A 19,226-nucleotide genomic window follows, 5' to 3' on the forward strand; every position below is an offset into this window, starting at 1 on the left:
AAAACATGTCTGTTTATACGTTTATTTGTGTAGCCTAAATTTCCCGCTCCTGTGTATGTATTCAGAGCGGTTTTTTTGTGGCTAAAATTGAACAATCCTCTTTTCGAAAGATTTGATCGAAAAGGAGAGAGAATATTGAATCAAAGTAAAGTAAAACGTTTAGTTGTCATCAGCATGCTTAGCAGTATCGCATTTGTATTAATGTTATTGAATTTCCCTTTCCCTGGGCTTCCTGGGTATTTAAAAATTGATTTTAGTGATATTCCTGCGATTATTGCGATTTTAATTTATGGGCCAGGTGCTGGGATTGCTGTTGAAGCTTTAAAGAATCTACTGCACTACCTCATTCATGGTAGCATGTCCGGTGTTCCTGTGGATCAAGTAGCGAATTTTACAGCAGGAGTACTATTCATCTTACCGGTGGCTTTTATTTTTAAAAAGATTAAATCAGCAAGAGGGTTAGCGTGGTCCATGATTCTCGGAACATTACTGATGACAGTCATGATGAGCATCTTAAACTATTTCTTGTTCCTTCCTGCTTATACATGGTTTTTGAATGCACCCGTCCTGTCAGATCATGTGCTAAAGGCAACCATTACAGCAGGGATCTTGCCTTTTAACCTGATTAAAGGAATCATCATCACCATCGTCTTTAGTTTCATTTTTGTCAAAATGCGTCCGTGGTTTGAAAATAAACGCCGACTTCAAAATAGTTAATATAAAAAAGCCCCTTTTAAAGGGGCTTTTATCCTATTCATGCTTAAGTGGATCACCATCGAAAGTTTCGTCCGCAACTTTGATTGAGTCAGTTGGGCAACCTTCAAATGCATCAAGCATATCTTCTTCAAGTACTTCTGGAACTTCTACAGTCCCCTGATTGTCATCAAGCGTGACAAATGCAATGCCTTCATCATCATAATCATAAATGTCTGGAGCAGCTGCACCGCATGCGCCGCAAGCAATACATGTGTCTTTGTCTACAATTGTATATTTTGCCATGTTAAAAAAATACCTCCCAGATTGTTCGATGGAACAAATGGTTTAACCTTTTTAGTTTCACCGATAAAAAACCAATTTCCTCAAACCTTATTGTAATGATTTTAAATTCACATTTCAACTGTAAAGTGATTGAGAATGCTTATCACATAAGGGTTTGTTCATAACTTTCCCCCATTAATTGAGTTTAAACATTTCTTCTTCAATGAAATCTGTTAAAATAAAGGGAGAAAATATTCGAATTTTGTCAGGAAGACAGGTGCTTTGGTCAATGACGATTCATTACTTGGATGTCATGTTGATGGACAGCGTACATAAATTGAACGGCGAACGCTCCATTAGTGCTGTCTACCATCTTTTTAAAGGAAAAAAATCATCACAAACGATACAGGATGCAAGTTTGTTTCAGCTTTCTAGCTACTTCGGCTGCTATCCAGCTTTTACGAGGGATCAGTTGGACCGCTCTGTACAAAGGCTAAAAGAGCAGAACTTCATCAGAAAGACAGGGGATGCATTCATTGCCACAGATGCAGGAATAAGTATGCTCAGGCAGTGTTTCACTGAAAAACCAATGCCAGTTTATTTTGATGGTGCCAAGTATCATGATAAAGCAAAGGTGTTATGGATGAGGCTGTCTTTACTTGTGCAGGTCCTTTCACATCATGCAGCGCGGTCACAACACTATGTGCCGATTCAAAGAGATATATCGGTTCAAAACTGGACAAAATCCTTCTTCTCGCAATATCACCAGAAGAAAAAGCTTTCTGAAGATATCCATCATGAGCTTGAAACACTTCTTGCTCATTTAACTGATCAAGAGGCACTGCTTTTTGTTTATTCATTGACTTCCAATGAAAGAATCGGACGGACATACCAGCAAATGGCGGAATGGATGAAAGAAGATGTATGGTATGTTTACTTGCTTTTTTGGAATGTGCTCCATTATTTTATTCAATGTGCGCAAAAAGGTGAGGCACCGATCATCCAGCGAATGATAGATGATCTTCAATTCAAACGTGTGCTGACCACCTCTACCCATAAAACGCTTGAGCTTGTACAAAAAGGGTTCAGTATTGATCAAATTGCTCATATTCGTTCATTAAAAAAAGCGACAATTGAAGATCATATTGTGGAGCTCTCGATACATGAGCCGAGCTTCTCGATCGAACCATATGTCAGCAGTGAAGCTCAACAGGCGATACATGAGGTAGCCGGTCAGCTCCAAACCAACAAGATGAAGCTGATCAAAGAAAGTCTCGAGCATTCATTTACTTATTTTCAAATACGATTGGCATTGACAAGGATGGTGAAAGCAAATGGATAAGCTTCATCAGACGCTGATGCGATATTTTGGTTATGATGCCTTCAAAACAGGTCAGGAGGACATTATTCGAAGTGTACTTCAACAAAAAGATACGGTTGCCATGCTTCCTACTGGTGGCGGGAAGTCACTTTGTTATCAAATTCCGGGCTATTTGACAGACGGGTTAGTGCTGATCATTTCACCTCTTTTATCACTCATGGAAGATCAAGTGGAACGCATGAAAATGCGCGGTGAAAAGCGAGTGGCTGCGCTTAACAGTACACTGTCCTTTCAGGAAAGAAGACATATTATTCGGCATTTGCCATCATATAAATTTTTATTTGTCGCACCTGAGGCGCTTATGTCAGAGGTATTGGTAGAGCAGCTCAAAGCGATGCATGTTGGTCTATTCGTTGTAGATGAAGCTCACTGTATATCGGAATGGGGACATGATTTCCGCCCGGAATATTCCAAGCTTGGGGAATGGAGGGAAGCGCTCGGTAATCCTGTCGCCTTAGCACTAACGGCAACTGCGACGAAACAAACCTTAAAAGATACTGTGCAAACGTTGCGGCTAGAGCATCCAGAGGTTCATATTCATTCAGTTAACCGGCCGAATATTGCACTATTAAAAGAGGCGCATGAAACGAAAGAAGCAAAAGAGAAACGAGCACTTGAGCTTGTGGAAACCCTTCAAGGGCCTGGGCTGATTTATTGTCCGACCCGGCAAATGACAGAAGATATTTCACGTTTGGTGAAACAAAAAACGCATCAACGTGTAGAGTTTTATCATGGCGGAATGGAGTCAGGGGACCGCATGCTGATCCAGCAGCAATTTATCAGCGGTCAAATTGATCTCATTTGCTGTACAAGTGCTTTTGGAATGGGAATTGATAAAGCAAATATACGCTTTGTGATTCATATGAGTCCGCCTCAGTCAATTGAAGCATTTATGCAGGAAATTGGAAGAGCTGGACGGGACGGGAAAAATAGTGTGAGCGTTCTTTTATATACAGAAGAGGATGCGGATATTCAAAGTCATTTGATTCAAGCAGAAGGATTTGATGACCCGGAAATTGATTTTTTCTTAGCCCGATTATCACAAATGCCGATCAATGATGAAAAGAAATTACGTGAACAATTGATGGAAGCAGGGCTTCAGGAGACGCGCGCGCGAATGCTCTCGCATTATTACACGATGTACCAAACTGAACAGCCCCGTTTACTCATGAAGAAGCTGAAAGAAAAGCTGCAGGATAGACAAACAGAAAAGCTAAAAAAAGTGTGGCAGTTTAAAGAGCATATCACTGGCCATCGCTGCTTTAGGCAATCTCTGTTATCATACTTTGATGAGCAGCTTGATCTAACGGAGGACGCTTCCTTTGGGAACTGCTGCTCTTCATGCGGACTTGACCTGTCTGATTACGAAAAAAAAGATCAACCATTGGAGCTGAATGAAATGAAACACTGGAAGACCGAGCTGGATCGTCTATTTCATCTGACAAAAGAGGCGCAGCATTGATTGAACAACATCGCCGTATTATTGAAAAATTAACCGATCGACAAGTAGTAGAACAGTTGTATTTCACACAGCTGCTCATGCTGATTGTCTCTTTTTTACTAGGGATGTTTATGTTTGATCATTGGACTGATTTTACAGCCCTATGGCAGATCCGAGATATGCGTATCCTGACTTACGGAATTGGCGGCGCTTTGCTTGTGATTATTGTCGACGCTATTGTCATGAAGGTGTTTCCAGCTCATATGTATGATGATGGCGGATTAAATGAAAAAATGTTCAAAAACCGCAGCATCCCGCATATTGTTTGGTTAACGCTGCTCATTGCCTTTTCAGAAGAAATTTTATTTCGCGGGATCGTTCAGCAGCAATTTGGACTGGAGATTGCAAGCATTGTGTTTGCACTTCTTCACTTTCGCTACTTGTCAAAAATACTCTTGTTTATCCTTGTGGTTTCTATTAGTATTTTTTTAGGACTTTTATACGAGTGGACAGGGAATTTATTCGTTCCTGTCATGACACACTTTGTCATTGACTTAGTCTTTGCATGTCAAATTCGTTTTAAATATTGGGGGAGGGATGAACATGGAAGAAATGTCGAGAATGAAGAGAAAAAAGCAGCAGCTGACAAACATTCATGATGATGATGTAGAGGAAAATCTTGAAGAAGAAAAAGTGCATCCTTCAGATGACTCTCACTTTCCTACAAGAGAAGACTTTCATGAATATAAAAAGCAGCGAACCAAAAAGGTGCGTAATCCATTGTTTACGACACTGGCTATTATCTTTCCTATTATTGTCGTCACGGTTTTCTTCCTGTTGATTTATTACACATCAAAGGAAATTAACGATAACAACAATCAAGGTGTTTATATTGATAAAACATCGAGTGCTGACACAGATCCAGTCCCGTCAGCACTTGTTGAAACAAAAAATGATTCAAGCGCTGACAAAGCGGATGCGTCTGATGATGAGAAGAAAAAGAAAGATGCTGATAAAGAAAAGCAGCGTTCAAAAGAAAAAGCAGAGCAAAAGAAAAAAGAACAAGCCGCTAAAGAGAAGGCTGAGCGTGAAAAGGCCGAAGCTGCAAAAAAGCGTGAGCAGCAACAGCTCGCTCTTCAAAAACAGCAAGAAGAAAAAAAGCGAAAAGAAGCAGAAGAGAAGAAGAAGCAGGAAGAAAAGCCTGTTCGTGTCGTGCAGCATACTGTTGGACCAGAGGAAAACTTGTATCGAATTTCCATGAAGTACTATCAAAACCGATCAGGGGAAGAGAAAATTCGAGCTTACAATCATTTAAAAGGGAATAGCGTGTACAGCGGACAAGTATTGAATATCCCATTAGAAAATTAATATTTGACATGAATGAATCGAAAAGCACATACATATGTAGAAAAAAGGGACAAGGGTGTATGTGATGACATTGCACGCAATCAGCCGCTATATGGATCAGCCGACACAGAAAATGATTGAAACATTGATCAAAAGGAAGCGCAAATACGAGGGATTTGCAAAACAATGCAAAAGGTGGCAATGGACAGCCCTTTTATCACTTGCGATTCTTCTGTTTTATTTTGTGATAACAGCTAATAGCGGGGGCTCCCTGCAGCCGGAAGCGATGATTGCCACATTGCTTGGCCATGAGGTGTTTCTGTTTTGGATCATGGCTGAAGTGTTTGCTTTTTACGCATCGTATTATTATAAGAAAAAAGAAGAAAAGGCTGAGGATGAATATCATAAGCTCAGATGTGAAATTATACAGAAAAGCACAGATTTATGGCCTCAATCAAATCAATGGAAAGAGCGCGAGGCCGTTTTCCACTTCATGCAGACGCAATATGATATCAATCTCTATTATGAAAGTAAATAAATGAGCAAAAGACGTTTAAACAGTTGAAACGTCTTTTTTCATTCAAGCGTCCTATAAAAGAAAGCTGATACAAGGGAGTCATTCATAATGAAATATGCCATCGGATTTACTGCTGCCATAGCCGCTGTGACAACAGGTGTGTGTGTAACAGCGAAAATGGTGAAAACGGCAAAACAAAACAACATCAAAAAGCATTACTTTACAATAGAAGGACTTCAGTCAGATCGACCTGCTGTTATTTTCTTTATTTCTGATACACATCGCCGTCTAATTAGTGATACTTTATTAGCGGAAGTAAAAGAGCAGCAGCCTGATGTCATTATGATCGGCGGGGACTTAGCTGAAAAGGGAGTCCCTTATGCTAGAGTCGAAGAAAATGTGAAACGTTTAGCAAGGATTGCCCCGGTGTATTTTGTGTGGGGGAATAATGACCATGAGCTGCATCAGCAAAAACTCAAAGACATCCTCCATACCTATCAGGTGACGACATTGCAAAATGAGACGGCTGTGTGGAATTTTGAAGGACAGCCCATTAAAATAGGCGGAATCGATGATATCCGGCTTGAAAAAGCAGATTATGAAGCGATACGGCCGGAGTTTGTCAAAGAAGATGTGAATATCCTTTTATCACACAACCCAGATGTGCATCACTTGATGAGTGAAGAAGAGGGAATTGATCTTGTTTTGAGTGGTCATACCCATGGGGGGCAAATTCGTATTGGGAAATTTGGTCCGTATGAAAAAGGAAGAACAGGCCAAGTCAAAGGTGCTTTCTTTCTGATTAGTAATGGTTACGGAACAACAAAGATTCCGATGCGTCTTGGAGCAGAACCAGAAACCCATCTGATCTATTTAATGCCGCTAAAAACGCGCTAAGTTGATGCCCCATCAATATTTTCCATAAAAGTCACCGTAAGCATAGCTTCATGCTTGTCTTCCGTCTTGACACAGTGTAAACTGAATACAAAATTAAGAACCTATGACTCATCATCTCATATACTACAGTATGATGTGTGTTAGAAGAGGCAGGAGGGAACGTTATGCGGCTAGAGCGTCTGAATTATAATAAAATCAAAATTTTTCTCACACTAGATGATCTGACAGACCGAGGTCTTACGAAAGAAGACCTTTGGAAAGATTCGTTCAAAGTTCATCAGCTGTTTAAAGACATGATGAACGAAGCGAATCAGGAGCTCGGTTTTGAAGCGAATGGACCGATTGCTGTTGAAGTATTTTCTCTTCAGGCGCAGGGGATGGTCGTCATTGTGACAAAGAGTCAGCAGGAAGATGCTGATGATGAGTTTGATGAAGATTACATTGAGATGCAAGTCAAGCTCGACGAGAGCAAGCATGTGCTCTATCAATTTGCCTCGTTTGAAGATGTGATTCAACTGTCCCATAGTTTAAGTCGTATTGGACTTTTAGGGGGTACAGTTTACCATTATGAAGGTCAATATTTTCTCAGCCTAGATGATTTCGAAGAACTGTCTGCAGATACGGTCATTTCTATTTTAGCGGAGTTCGGTTCACCGACGACATTAACCATTCACCGGTTAAAAGAATACGGAAAAGTGATCATGCAGGAAGATGCAGTGAAAACGATTCAACTGTATTTTTAATCACTTTTTTCTATTATATTTAATACTGTTGTGATGAAACAACAGTATTTTTTTATATCCATTTTTATATTTATAAACGCTGATATTTTATTTTGATAAAAAACGCTTTTTACCTTTGCTTTACCAGTACGAAGGTGTATACTATTGCTTGAAAGGGAGCAGTAGATCATGAAAGATTTCTAGGGGGTTTATTTTAATGGCAGCCGATCAAAACGCCGCTCATAACGCAGAAGATAAGCTAGATGTTTTAAAGTCAACTCAAACCGTCATACATAAAGCGCTTGATAAATTGGGCTATCCGCAAGAAGTGTATGAATTGCTGAAGGAGCCAATTCGCCTATTAACGGTCAAAATTCCAGTACGTATGGATGATGGATCGGTGAAAATTTTCACTGGTTATCGTGCGCAGCATAATGATGCTGTCGGTCCAACAAAAGGCGGAATTCGATTCCACCCGAACGTTACTGAAAAAGAAGTAAAAGCGCTTTCAATTTGGATGAGTTTAAAATGTGGTATTGTGGATCTTCCTTATGGCGGAGGAAAAGGCGGTATTATCTGTGATCCAAGAGAAATGTCATTTAGGGAGCTTGAAAAACTAAGCCGCGGCTATGTTCGCGCAATTAGCCAAATCGTTGGACCAACAAAAGATGTTCCAGCACCAGATGTGTTTACAAACTCTCAAATCATGGCATGGATGATGGATGAGTATTCTAGAATTGATGAATTTAACTCGCCAGGATTTATTACAGGAAAACCAATTGTTCTTGGAGGCTCACATGGACGTGATACTGCAACGGCAAAAGGTGTAACGATCTGTATCAAAGAAGCGGCGAAGAAAAAAGGAATTGACATCAATGGGGCTCGTGTTGTCGTTCAGGGATTCGGAAATGCAGGAAGTTACTTGGCTAAATTTATGTATGATGCCGGAGCGAAAATCGTAGGAATTTCAGATGCTTACGGCGGTTTGTATGATGAAGATGGTCTCGATATTGACTACTTGCTTGACCGACGTGACAGCTTTGGAACCGTCACTAAATTATTTAATGATACAATTACAAACCAAGAGCTGCTTGAGCTAGATTGTGATATCTTAGTACCTGCAGCCATTGAAAATCAAATTACAGAAGATAATGCGGCGAACATTAAAGCCAAAATTGTCGTAGAAGCAGCAAATGGACCAACGACATTGGAAGGGACAAAAATTCTTTCAGATCGTGGTGTACTGCTTGTTCCAGACGTACTTGCAAGTGCGGGTGGAGTGACTGTTTCATACTTTGAATGGGTTCAGAATAACCAAGGGTTCTACTGGACAGAAGAAGAAGTGGAAACTCGTTTAGAAGATATGATGGTGAAATCATTTAATAATATTTATGAAATGGCGCAAAACCGCCGTATTGATATGCGACTAGCGGCATATATGGTCGGTGTACGTAAAATGGCTGAAGCTTCTCGATTCAGAGGCTGGATTTAAGCGACTTATTTGCATCGCGCCTTAAAATCTCCTATCCTTAAATAGGAGATTTTTTTATGGAATCATGCAAAGAATCAAACAGCCCAGCAATTGTTATTGCAGTGAAACGACAGGAGTGGAACAAATGAAACAAGAAAAAGCGATCATAATAGGAGGAGGCCCGTGCGGTCTATCAGCTGCCATTGCATTCAAGCAAATTGGGATTGATGCACTTGTGATTGAAAAGGGCAATGTGGTCAACAGTATTTATCATTACCCTACACACCAAACCTTCTTCAGTACAAGTGAAAAGCTTGAGATCGGTGACGTCGCTTTTATCACTGAAAACCGGAAACCCGTTCGTATTCAGGCGCTTTCCTATTACCGAGAGGTGGTCAGACGAAAAAGCCTTCGTGTGAATGCTTTTGAAAAGGTAAACGCTGTGACGAAAAAAGATGGCCGTTTTACGGTAAATACATCAAAAGACGACTATACATGTGACTATGTTGTGATTGCGACTGGCTACTATGATCATCCTAACTATATGAATGTAAAAGGGGAAGACCTTCCTCATGTGTATCATTATTTTAAAGAAGGACACCCCTACTTTGATAAAGATGTGACGGTGATCGGCGGGAAGAACTCTAGTGTTGATGCTGCCCTGGAACTTGTGAAATGCGGAAGCAGGGTGACGGTTTTATATAGAGGAACTGAATATTCATCCAGCATCAAACCTTGGATTTTACCAGAGTTTGAAGCGCTTGTTCGAAATGGCACCATTCGAATGGAGTTCGGTGCAGAGGTGAAGGAAATCACAGAACAGGATATTGTCTTTACAAACCAGCAGGGCCATACGGATCGAGTGAAAAGTGATTATGTGTTTGCGATGACAGGTTATCATCCTGATCATTCATTTTTAGAAAAAATGGGTGTAACAATCGATCCAGAATCAGGCCGCCCAGCATTTGATGAACAAACAATGGAAACAAATGTAGAAGGTATTTTCATTGCAGGGGTCATTGCAGCTGGTAACAACGCCAACGAAATTTTCATTGAAAATGGAAGATTTCATGGCGGGTTAATTGCAGAAGAAATCAACAAAAGAATCAACGGGTAAAAAAAGAACTGGGTCCTTCTAAGGGATTCAGTTCTTTTTTGTGTAAATTGGGATTATATAGAAGATTATTTTTGGGAAAATGGGCTCGAGTCATATAAAAAAGGGGTGATTCGTGGTACGATAATAAAGGATAATGTAGGGAAAGAGGTCTGATTATGATCGCAATCATTTCAGCAGGTTTAGCTCCCGGCATCGCACTTTTAAGTTATTTTTATTTGAAAGATCAATACGACAATGAGCCGGTTCATATGGTCATCAGATCTTTTATGCTAGGTGTCATACTTGTGTTTCCAACCATGTTTATTCAGTATGTCCTCCAAGAGGAAAATATCGCCACGAATCCTATCGTGATTTCATTTGTGACATCGGGTTTTTTAGAAGAATCATTAAAGTGGTTTATTTTAATGGTCAGTGTCTATGCGCACGTACAGTTTGATGAACACTATGACGGGATTGTCTATGGAACAAGTGTCTCGCTTGGATTTGCGACACTTGAAAATATTCTGTACTTAGTTGGTCATGGGGTAGAGTACGCGTTTACACGTGCCTTGCTGCCTGTATCAAGCCACGCTTTATTTGGTGTGGTGATGGGGTTTTATATAGGTAAAGCTCGCTTCTCTGATAAAAAAGAGCAGCGAAAATGGCTGATTCTCTCTTTAATACTTCCTATCCTTTTTCATGGCTTATATGATTTCATTCTTCTTGGCATGAAAAATTGGGGATATATTATGTTACCGTTCATGATTTTTTTATGGTGGTTTGGTCTGCGGAAAGCCAAAAAAGCCCGTGCGGTGAAGATGGTACAAATTTAAATTGGAAAACGTCCTATACGTCTTTAGGGCGTTTTTTGTCTTTTCCATCCAATTCCCTCCTGTGATGAATGTATAAAAATAGGGATCGGAAGAAACATATATTCAAACATCAAAAGTACAGGAGGATCAAATATGGACAAAGCTCGTTTCATGAAACAAATCGTCCTTATCTTCTCAATTGTTCTGCTCGCGTCTTCATTGATGACAGCTGAAAAAAGTGAAGCTTTCACAAATCAAGTGATTCAGCGGGGAGCTACAGGAGAAGATGTCGTCGAGCTCCAGGCAAGGCTCCAATACAATGGTTTTTACAATGGAAAAATAGACGGGGTGTATGGCTGGGGAACTTACTGGGCCGTGCGCAATTTTCAAAGCCAGTTTGGTGTAAAGAAAGTCGATGGACTCGTAGGGGAAAAAACAAAAAGCCTATTAGTTCAAAAGACGAAATACTATAAAGAGTTTGTGCAACAGCAGTTGCAAAAAGGGAATCAGTTTACGCACTATGGCGGGAAACCTCTTGATCAGCAAACAAAGGCTCCTGCGCAAAGAAACACGCAAAAAAAGACAGCACAAGGTGCAAAAGAGAATCAAAAAAGTCAAAGCGGAGGAAACAGCTCGTCTGGAAACCAGTCAGGAAATGGTCAAGCAAATCAAACGCCGAAACAAACAGCAGCCAACATGCCAGGTGGTTTTTCAAGCAATGACATTCAGCTCCTTTCACAAGCTGTTTATAGTGAAGCGAGAGGTGAACCTTATGAAGGACAGGTAGCGATCGCAGCCGTCATCTTAAACCGTTTAAACAACCCGACCTTTCCAAACACGATTGCTGGTGTCATTTTTGAACCGCTTGCGTTTACCGCTGTAGCAGATGGACAATTTTATATGGCGCCAAATGAAACCGCTAAAAAGGCAGTATTTGATGCCATTAATGGCTGGGACCCATCTGAAAGCGCCGTTTATTACTTTAATCCTGATACAGCAACAAGCCCATGGATTTGGGGAAGGCCACAAATTAAACGAATCGGGAAACATATTTTCTGTGAATAAAAAGAGGTGTAAATAAATGATCAGAGGAATATTGATTGCTATTTTAGGAATTGCTGTCATCTCAACAGGATACTGGGGCTATAAGGAGCATCAAGAAAAAGATGCAGTACTGCTTCATGCAGAGAACAACTATCAAAGAGCCTTCCATGATCTAACGTATCAAGTCGATCAGCTGCACGATAAACTTGGCGCTACACTTGCGATGAACAGCCAAACATCTATATCTCCAGCACTTGCAGATGTATGGAGAATGTCATCAGAAGCGCATAACAATGTCAGCCAGCTTCCGCTCACATTGATGCCTTTTAACAAAACAGAAGAGTTTCTAGCGAATGTCGGTGACTTTAGCTACAAATCGTCACTTAAATCTTTATCAGATGAACCATTAAACAAGGATACACACAAAACCATTACCACTTTATATGATCAAGCGGCAGATATTCAAAACGAGCTTAGACAAGTGCAGCATCTCGTACTCAACAAAAATTTAAAATGGATGGATGTTGAAATGGCACTGGCTGATGGAGATCGAAAAAACGACAACACCATCATTGACGGATTGAAAACCGTTGAGAGAAATGCTGATGCGTTTGCAGATGTTGATCTCGGCCCTACAAATGTGTCAACTGAATCAGAAACGCAAGGCTACAACCACTTAAAAGGCCAAAAGATTTCAAAAAAAGAAGCGATCCGCATCGCCCAGCAATTTGCGCCTGACCATAACCAAGATTTTAAGGTGAGAAAAAGTGGGAGTAAAACGAACCGTGATGTCTACAGCCTGTCAATGTCTGACCCTGACAACCGGGCAAACTTTTATTTAGACTTGACTGAAAAAGGAGGCCATCCTGTTTATCTTCTTCAGAACCGTGAAGTGAACAAACAAAAAATCAGTTTAAATGATGCCTCAGAAAAAGCACTAAGTTTCTTAAAGAAGCATGGATTCGATACTGAATCATTTCATTTAGATGAGAGTGCACAATTTGATAATATCGGCGTATTTACCTATGTCCCTTTACAGAATAACGTATTGCTTTATCCAGATAGTATTCGAATGAAAGTCGCTTTAGATGATGGAGAGGTTGTGGGATTCTCAGCGAAAGACTATTTAATGAATCACAGAAAACGTGACATGAAAGCACCAAAAATTTCTCGAAAAGAAGCTGAAAAGACCTTAAATAAACATGTGAAGATCGAGGATACACATGTAGCTCTTGTTCAAAATGATATGTCAGAGGAAGTTCTCTGCTATGAGTTTTTAGGAACCATTAAAAACGACACGTACCGAATGTTCATTAATGCAGATACTGGAAAAGAAGAAAGAGTAGATAAACTAAAAAATGCAGAACCTATATATAAAGACCTATAGAAAAGGAAGCGAGGAAAAGGCGAATAAGCCTTTTCCTTTTGTTTTATACATGGTTTAATATAAGAGAGGATACGATTTCACAGATGAAAAGAGTGATGAGGAATGTTACAAATAGGGGATGCAATCACAATTGAGTATGTCAATGAGAACAAAGAAGTGAAAACTGCAAAATCGAAAGTTTTGGAAAATAATAACGATGATATTTGCATTAATTATCCAGCTGATAAAGAAACGGGGCGCACGATCTATTTAAATCAAGAAACAGAAATCACCGTCTTCTTTTTCGATGAAAATCAAATTCCATACAAATGTACAAGCAAAGTCATTGGGAAAAGAAAAGAAGATATTCCGATGATTGTCGTTTCGATTCCGCCAAAAGAAGAAATGATCCGGCTTCAGCGAAGAGAATATCTTCGAGTGGATACGATGGTGAAAGCGTCCATTACGCAAAATGGTGAAGAAACCTTCGACACATTTATTGTCAATATGAGTGCTGGCGGTGTAGCAATTGCTGTTCCAGAAGGTATCTCACTAAAAGAATATGGCGAGGTCGTCACAGAGTTTGAACTTTCACTTAAAGAACCAGTGAAAATTAAAGCGATTGCAGAAATGAATCGTGTTTATCAAGATGAACAGACGGGGAAAACAAGAGCGATCATGGAATTTACTGAAATCACAAACGACCACCAGCAACACATCATGAAGTACTGCTTCCAGCAGCAGCTTCTAACACGTGTGAAAAAAGTATAAGAATAAAGGTTGTCAAAAGCTTCCATACTAGAGAGAAAGAATCTAGCGTTGGAGGCTTTTTGTATGAAAACAATGGAAAGATGGCTATTCAAAGCAGTGCTCATTCAGCTCATTCTGCTTTTGGTGGTTCAGGTCACCCTTCACTTGACGAAAGGAGAACTATTTTTGTCAAAAGTCGTGCAATATGAGGGTGTGAATAACATGAGCATTGAAGATTGGATTGAGACATTTAAGCAAAAGGATTGATAGAAAATTCCCCCGTTTGAGCGGTGATCGTGTTACAATTCATAAGGGAGATTCAATCAAGGAGAGGTATTATGAAAAAGAAATTATCTATCGCAATTGACGGTCCTGCTGCAGCAGGAAAAAGCACTGTGGCAAAAATTGTCGCAGCGAAAAAATCATATATTTATATCGATACAGGTGCGATGTACCGCGCAATTACACTTGCGGCACTCAATCAAGGCGTAGATCTTGAAGACGAACAGGCACTTGATGCGTTATTGAAAAAGACAGTCATTGAACTTGTGTCAACTGACGAAGGTCAAAAAGTACATTTAGACACGATCGATGTCACAGAAGACATCAGAACAGACCGCGTAAGCAATCAAGTCTCTGTTGTTGCAAAGCATCGAGCTGTCCGGGAAGAAATGGTCCGCAGGCAGCAAGAGCTGGGGAACCGAGGCGGTGTCGTCATGGATGGAAGAGACATTGGCACGCATGTTCTTCCAGATGCAGAAGTGAAAATTTTCTTGCTTGCGTCAGTAGAGGAAAGAGCAAAACGTCGTTTTGAAGAAAATCAGAAAAAAGGCTATGATGTCAATTACGATCAGCTGATCGAAGAGATTGCAAGACGTGACAAGCTTGATTCTGAGCGGGAGGTATCACCGCTGAAGAAAGCAGATGATGCCATTGAAATTGACACGACTTCCCTTTCTATTCAAGAGGTTGCAGGTAAAATTTTAGATGCAGCAGAGCGTGTAGAAAAACAGTAAGAAATTTTAGAAAACTTTTATAAGTTAGAGGTTTATCTCTTGACAAACAAGGTCTTTTATTAGAAGTTTATACTAATACTATTTTTATTGATCATTCAAGCAATTCTGTTGATTTGAATGTTTCTATAATACATATTCGGCTGGCAATCATCATGCTAAGGACACATATTCACCCAGTCGTTTTAACTAAGCTGTGTAGGTTTGGACCAAGGAGGTTATCGAAATGACAGAGGAAATGAATCAAATCGATGTTCAGGTACCAGAGGTTGGAGATGTAGTGAAAGGGATTGTTTCTAAAGTTGAGGACAAGCATGTCAATGTAGATATCGTCAATGTGAAACAACCTGGGATCATCCCAATCAGTGAATTATCAAGTCTTCACGTTGAAAAAGCATCAGATGTCGTGAAAGATGGCGACGAGTTAGAGCTTAAAGTAACAAAGGTCGAAGACGATGCTTTGATTTTATCGAAACGTGCTGTTGATGCAGACCGCGCTTGGGAAGACCTAGAGAAAAAGTTTGAAACAAAAGAAGTATTTGAAGCAGAAGTAAAAGACGTTGTCAAAGGTGGTCTAGTGGTCGACATTGGTGTTCGCGGATTTATTCCTGCGTCTCTTGTTGAGGCACACTATGTAGAAGACTTCACTGACTACAAAGGAAAAACACTCTCGCTTGTTGTGGTAGAGCTTGACCGCGAAAAAAACCGCGTGATTCTATCGCATCGTGCAGTCGTTGAGCAAGAACAATTAGACAAGAAGCAAGACTTCCTGCAAAAGCTTGCAGTAGGCAGTGTGATTGATGGAAAAGTGCAGCGCCTGACTGACTTTGGTGCATTTGTTGACATTGGCGGCATTGATGGATTAGTTCACATTTCTCAACTATCCCATGCGCATGTCGAAAAGCCATCTGACGTTGTTGAAGAAGGACAGGAAGTAAAAGTCAAAGTTCTTGCTGTTGACCGTGATAACGAACGTATCTCACTATCTATTAAAGAAACATTACCAGGACCTTGGAGCCAAATTGGTGAAAAGGTAAAACAAGGTGATGTTCTTGAAGGAACCGTTCAACGTCTTGTGAGCTTTGGAGCATTTGTTGAAATTCTGCCAGGTGTAGAAGGACTTGTGCATATTTCCCAAATTTCACACAAACATATCGGTACTCCTCAAGAAGTCCTTGAAGAAGGGCAGACTGTGAAAGTGAAAGTGCTTGATGTCAATGAAGATGAAGAGCGCATTTCACTTAGCATTCGTGAATTAGAAGAGAATCCTGAAAAACAAATCGAAGAGGATTACCGTCAATATCAGGCGAAAGAAGAAAATACAAGCGGATTCCAGCTTGGTGACCTGATTGGTGATAAACTCAATAAACTAAAATAATTTGGTGATCAAAATTGACGCGAGCAGAAAGAAAGAAACAGCATATTGAGCATGCTTTGTCGACTGGCCAGCATGCTGCAACAGGTTTACAAGATGTTTCCTTCGTTCACGCCAGTTTACCAGATCTTGCGACATCACAAATTGATACACATACGACAATTGGCGGACTGACTTTCGGTTCGCCAATTTTTATCAATGCAATGACTGGTGGAGGCGGAGAATCGACCTATGAGATTAATCGCTCTTTATCTATCGCAGCGAAGGAAACCAATATTCCAGTAGCAGTCGGATCACAAATGGCTGCATTGAAAGATGCAGACGAACGTCGTACGTATGAAGTGGTTCGAATGGTGAATCCAGATGGACTCGTTTTTGCCAATTTGGGCAGTGAGGCGACAATTCAGCAAGCACGGGATGCCGTTGACATGCTGGAGGCAAACATGCTCCAAATTCACTTAAACGTGATTCAAGAGATCGTCATGCCTGAAGGAGATCGTGATTTCAGAGGTGCTGTTGAGCGGATCGCAGCCATCACTGAATCAATTGAGGTACCTGTTGTCGTCAAAGAAGTTGGATTTGGGATGAGTAAGGAAACAGCAAAGAAATTATTTGATGCTGGAGTTGCTGCTGTTGATGTAGGTGGATTTGGGGGAACGAATTTTTCTAAAATCGAGAACCTGCGCCGTCAAAAAGCACTTCGCTATTTTGACCAGTGGGGAATTCCAACTGCAGCGAGTCTGGCTGAAGTACATACAGCCTTTCCAGATCAAACCGTCCTAGCTTCTGGAGGCATTCAAGATGCACTTGATGTGACAAAATCAATTGCTCTTGGTGCGTCTGCCGCTGGATTAGCCGGCTTTTTCTTAAAATCCCTGACGAGTGGAGGAGAAAAGGGCCTCATTTCTGATATCATTGATCTACAAGATGATGTGAAGATGTTGATGACAGTACTTGGCATGAAAACAATTGAGGAGCTACGGCAAGCTCCAATTGTGCTTACAGGGGAAACAAGTCATTGGCTGAAAGAAAGAGGCGTGGATACTACGTACTATAGTTTAAGAAATAAGAAGACAAAGGACTAAATGAAATTTTAGCCCTTTGTTTTCTTTTCAGTGTGAAAGAAAACTTTTTTGTCTACGAAAGACAGCTGCTTTTTGCGGAGCGAATTTGACATTCATGAGCACCAATGCGCAGGACTGACATTGAATGCGCAGGACTGACATTGAATGCGAGGGTTTGTTTGCACGCTGAGACATGTGGTGATCACATGTCTTTTTTTATTGATTTCTTTTGCGAGCGTCTTCCGGGCCTTCTAAAGTTGTTGCCCCTTTGTGATGAATGGATTGATCGCGGTCAGATTCAACTCTTCTTGACGCCTTTAGGCGTTTTTCCTGTCTATCCTTACCCATTATACATCCCTCCTCAACTATTAGGGTGTCACCTCTTGTTTATTTCATGCAAATCCCGCACCTTCTCATACGTTTAAAAACTGGAGATTTTCCCATAATGTAATTGAGGTGATGAGGGTTGGAGGCATTGTACTATTATTGGTCAATATGGTTCGTTTGGATTATGGTGACATTTATCATGGAGAAAAGCACGTGGCGCAATGTGCTAGGCGTATGTGTTCTCATTCATATTATATGCAGTCATGTCATGGTTTCTATTTTAGACATTAGGATCAATGCAGGATTTTTGATGACCTTTTTATATGCTTGCATGTCATTCGTAATCTTTCGGCCTGCTCATCGAATCATGCGATTCATGCAATTAGGTTCCATGGTCAGTGCGTATGCCTTTTTTATGATTTTTGCATTATATGATCCAGTTTGGTTCACGATAATAAAGGTGGACTGGGTTGTATTTGCCTTGCTGATCTTGATGTGTTTAACATATGGGCATCAGTTAACGGAACGGATCACTTTATGGATGATGGCTATATGTCTGGGGGAAGCCCTTTATGCGCTTACGATTCATCGCCTCACATCTTCCATTGTCATAGGAGATCTCTCGTTTCTTTCCATGGCTGTTCAAGGAGCTGTTTTTCTATTAGGTGTAGGTCAGCTTGAAAAACTCTTGAACACCCGTTCATCTAGAAAACCAGTAAAAGGGGCTGCAAAATCAACATGACGGATTACACGTTTCCTGTGATTATTGGTGTCATCTTTGGGATGGCGGCTAGGCTTTATATGCTAAGAACTGATTATCGGCAATATCCCACATATATTCATGGACAAGTGATTCACATTGCGCTTGGTTTTATCGCATCAGGGCTTGGTGCTATTATTATGCCTGCACTGATCCAGGAAGAATTCACTGCTATTACCTTTCTGACGCTTGCAGCCACGCAATTTCGTGATGTGCGTAATATGGAAAGAAATACATTGACCCAAATGGATTCGTATGAGCTTGTCTCACGAGGCAGTACATATATCGAAGGCATTGCGATTGCCTTTGAAAGTCGAAATTATATTGCCATTCTTACTGCCCTTATTACAACGACCGCCTGTATTTTCTTCTCACTCGTCGTTGGGACAGTGGTCGGTATTCTTTGTTTTTTCATGGCAAAACTATTAATGTCAGGGAGCCAATTAAAGGATATCGTGAATATTCAAAAAGGGGAACTTCGCTTTGACGGCGCAGGACTTTACGTAAATGATATTTACATTATGAATATCGGGCTGCCTGAAAAGCAAAAATTGATTTTAGAGCACGGAATGGGGTTCATCTTGACTCCAAAGAATTTTAACTCGGCCACAACCATCGCAAACCTTGGGCAGCGGCAAGCCATCTTATTTGATTTATCCAACGTGCTTGGTGTATACCGAGATTCTGGTGAACCATCGCTTTGTCCGCTCGCAAAACGTGATCTGAATAATGGCACACTTGGCGTATTCATTTTACCGCAATGGCAGCGTGAAGATTTGGCTGTCCGTGTATTAGAAGAGGTGCCTATTTTAGAAAATGCCATTAGAATGCCGACAGATTTCATTAAAAAGAAAGTGAGGTAATA

Annotated in this window: 22 protein-coding genes; 20 read left to right on the forward strand and 2 right to left on the reverse strand. The window is 40.6% G+C overall.

What is annotated here, in order from left to right; all coding sequences use genetic code 11:
• Nucleotides 1–135: 135 nt before the first annotated feature.
• Nucleotides 136–717 carry an ECF transporter S component gene (locus N521_RS12955; protein WP_008344490.1) on the forward strand — a complete coding sequence of 194 codons (582 nt, stop codon included), beginning with the start codon at nt 136–138 and terminating at the stop codon, nt 715–717.
• A 33-nt stretch (nt 718–750) separates the two neighbouring features.
• Here N521_RS12955 and N521_RS12960 read toward each other — a convergent pair whose 3' ends face one another.
• Nucleotides 751–999 carry a ferredoxin gene (locus N521_RS12960; RefSeq protein WP_008344492.1) on the reverse strand — a complete coding sequence of 83 codons (249 nt, stop codon included), beginning with the start codon at nt 997–999 and terminating at the stop codon, nt 751–753.
• Nucleotides 1,000–1,267: 268 nt separating this feature from the next.
• Between N521_RS12960 and N521_RS12965 the strand changes: the two genes are divergently transcribed.
• From N521_RS12965 to fni, 17 genes are all read left to right on the forward strand, one after another.
• Nucleotides 1,268–2,320 (forward strand): YpbB family protein, encoded by a 1,053-nt coding sequence (locus tag N521_RS12965; RefSeq protein WP_035391630.1) that lies wholly within the window; start codon nt 1,268–1,270, stop codon nt 2,318–2,320.
• The gene (locus N521_RS12970; RefSeq protein WP_035391632.1) at nt 2,313–3,821 is read left to right on the forward strand and encodes a RecQ family ATP-dependent DNA helicase; all 1,509 of its coding nucleotides are present in this window, start codon (nt 2,313–2,315) and stop codon (nt 3,819–3,821) included. Before N521_RS12965 ends, N521_RS12970 begins: the two co-directional genes overlap by 8 nt.
• Nucleotides 3,818–4,459, forward strand: a complete 642-nt coding sequence (locus N521_RS12975) for a CPBP family intramembrane glutamic endopeptidase (RefSeq protein WP_019744028.1) — start codon at nt 3,818–3,820, stop codon at nt 4,457–4,459. Before N521_RS12970 ends, N521_RS12975 begins: the two co-directional genes overlap by 4 nt.
• Complete coding sequence (locus N521_RS12980) at nt 4,404–5,168, forward strand: LysM peptidoglycan-binding domain-containing protein (RefSeq protein WP_019744027.1); 765 nt, start codon at nt 4,404–4,406, stop codon at nt 5,166–5,168. The genes N521_RS12975 and N521_RS12980 overlap by 56 nt, the downstream gene beginning before the upstream one ends.
• A 64-nt stretch (nt 5,169–5,232) precedes the next feature.
• Nucleotides 5,233–5,685 carry a DUF2663 family protein gene (locus tag N521_RS12985; protein ID WP_007500988.1) on the forward strand — a complete coding sequence of 151 codons (453 nt, stop codon included), beginning with the start codon at nt 5,233–5,235 and terminating at the stop codon, nt 5,683–5,685.
• An 87-nt stretch (nt 5,686–5,772) separates the two neighbouring features.
• Nucleotides 5,773–6,561 (forward strand): metallophosphoesterase, encoded by a 789-nt coding sequence (locus N521_RS12990; RefSeq protein ID WP_017367513.1) that lies wholly within the window; start codon nt 5,773–5,775, stop codon nt 6,559–6,561.
• A 164-nt stretch (nt 6,562–6,725) separates the two neighbouring features.
• Nucleotides 6,726–7,304: a genetic competence negative regulator gene (locus N521_RS12995; RefSeq protein ID WP_007500984.1), complete on the forward strand. Its 579-nt coding sequence runs from the start codon at nt 6,726–6,728 to the stop codon at nt 7,302–7,304.
• A gap of 196 nt (nt 7,305–7,500) precedes the next feature.
• Nucleotides 7,501–8,775 (forward strand): Glu/Leu/Phe/Val family dehydrogenase, encoded by a 1,275-nt coding sequence (locus N521_RS13000; protein WP_007500982.1) that lies wholly within the window; start codon nt 7,501–7,503, stop codon nt 8,773–8,775.
• A 124-nt stretch (nt 8,776–8,899) separates the two neighbouring features.
• The gene (locus N521_RS13005; protein WP_035391634.1) at nt 8,900–9,871 is read left to right on the forward strand and encodes a YpdA family putative bacillithiol disulfide reductase; all 972 of its coding nucleotides are present in this window, start codon (nt 8,900–8,902) and stop codon (nt 9,869–9,871) included.
• Nucleotides 9,872–10,026: 155 nt separating this feature from the next.
• Nucleotides 10,027–10,683 (forward strand): glutamic-type intramembrane protease PrsW, encoded by a 657-nt coding sequence (prsW, locus tag N521_RS13010; protein WP_008344507.1) that lies wholly within the window; start codon nt 10,027–10,029, stop codon nt 10,681–10,683.
• A 132-nt stretch (nt 10,684–10,815) separates the two neighbouring features.
• Nucleotides 10,816–11,727 carry a spore cortex-lytic enzyme gene (gene sleB, locus N521_RS13015; RefSeq protein WP_035391637.1) on the forward strand — a complete coding sequence of 304 codons (912 nt, stop codon included), beginning with the start codon at nt 10,816–10,818 and terminating at the stop codon, nt 11,725–11,727.
• A gap of 16 nt (nt 11,728–11,743) precedes the next feature.
• On the forward strand, nt 11,744–13,093 hold the full coding sequence (gene ypeB, locus N521_RS13020) for a germination protein YpeB (protein ID WP_035391640.1): 1,350 nt from the start codon (nt 11,744–11,746) through the stop codon (nt 13,091–13,093).
• A gap of 102 nt (nt 13,094–13,195) precedes the next feature.
• Nucleotides 13,196–13,843 (forward strand): flagellar brake protein, encoded by a 648-nt coding sequence (locus tag N521_RS13025; RefSeq protein WP_035391642.1) that lies wholly within the window; start codon nt 13,196–13,198, stop codon nt 13,841–13,843.
• Between the two features lie 63 nt (nt 13,844–13,906).
• Complete coding sequence (locus N521_RS13030; RefSeq protein ID WP_035391644.1) at nt 13,907–14,089, forward strand: DUF5359 family protein; 183 nt, start codon at nt 13,907–13,909, stop codon at nt 14,087–14,089.
• 71 nt (nt 14,090–14,160) lie between these two features.
• On the forward strand, nt 14,161–14,838 hold the full coding sequence (gene cmk, locus N521_RS13035; protein WP_007500974.1) for a (d)CMP kinase: 678 nt from the start codon (nt 14,161–14,163) through the stop codon (nt 14,836–14,838).
• Nucleotides 14,839–15,061: 223 nt separating this feature from the next.
• Nucleotides 15,062–16,213: a 30S ribosomal protein S1 gene (gene rpsA, locus N521_RS13040; protein WP_008344519.1), complete on the forward strand. Its 1,152-nt coding sequence runs from the start codon at nt 15,062–15,064 to the stop codon at nt 16,211–16,213.
• A 14-nt stretch (nt 16,214–16,227) separates the two neighbouring features.
• Complete coding sequence (fni, locus tag N521_RS13045; protein ID WP_035391645.1) at nt 16,228–17,295, forward strand: type 2 isopentenyl-diphosphate Delta-isomerase; 1,068 nt, start codon at nt 16,228–16,230, stop codon at nt 17,293–17,295.
• A gap of 195 nt (nt 17,296–17,490) precedes the next feature.
• Here the strand turns inward: fni and N521_RS19325 are convergent, their stop codons facing one another.
• Entirely contained in the window at nt 17,491–17,622 is a 132-nt protein-coding gene (locus N521_RS19325) for a YpzI family protein (protein ID WP_008344525.1), read from the reverse strand.
• 127 nt (nt 17,623–17,749) lie between these two features.
• Here N521_RS19325 and N521_RS13050 point away from each other — a divergent pair, with 127 nt between their 5' ends.
• Both N521_RS13050 and N521_RS13055 read left to right on the forward strand, forming a co-directional pair.
• Nucleotides 17,750–18,343 carry a YphA family membrane protein gene (locus N521_RS13050; RefSeq protein WP_442852763.1) on the forward strand — a complete coding sequence of 198 codons (594 nt, stop codon included), beginning with the start codon at nt 17,750–17,752 and terminating at the stop codon, nt 18,341–18,343.
• Nucleotides 18,340–19,224, forward strand: coding sequence for a YIEGIA family protein (locus N521_RS13055; protein WP_007500964.1), 885 nt, complete (start codon nt 18,340–18,342; stop codon nt 19,222–19,224). The genes N521_RS13050 and N521_RS13055 overlap by 4 nt, the downstream gene beginning before the upstream one ends.
• Nucleotides 19,225–19,226 lie beyond the last annotated feature (2 nt).

Source organism: Bacillus sp. UNC125MFCrub1.1 (genome assembly GCF_000701305.1).
GTDB lineage: Bacteria > Bacillota > Bacilli > Bacillales > Bacillaceae > Bacillus > Bacillus altitudinis.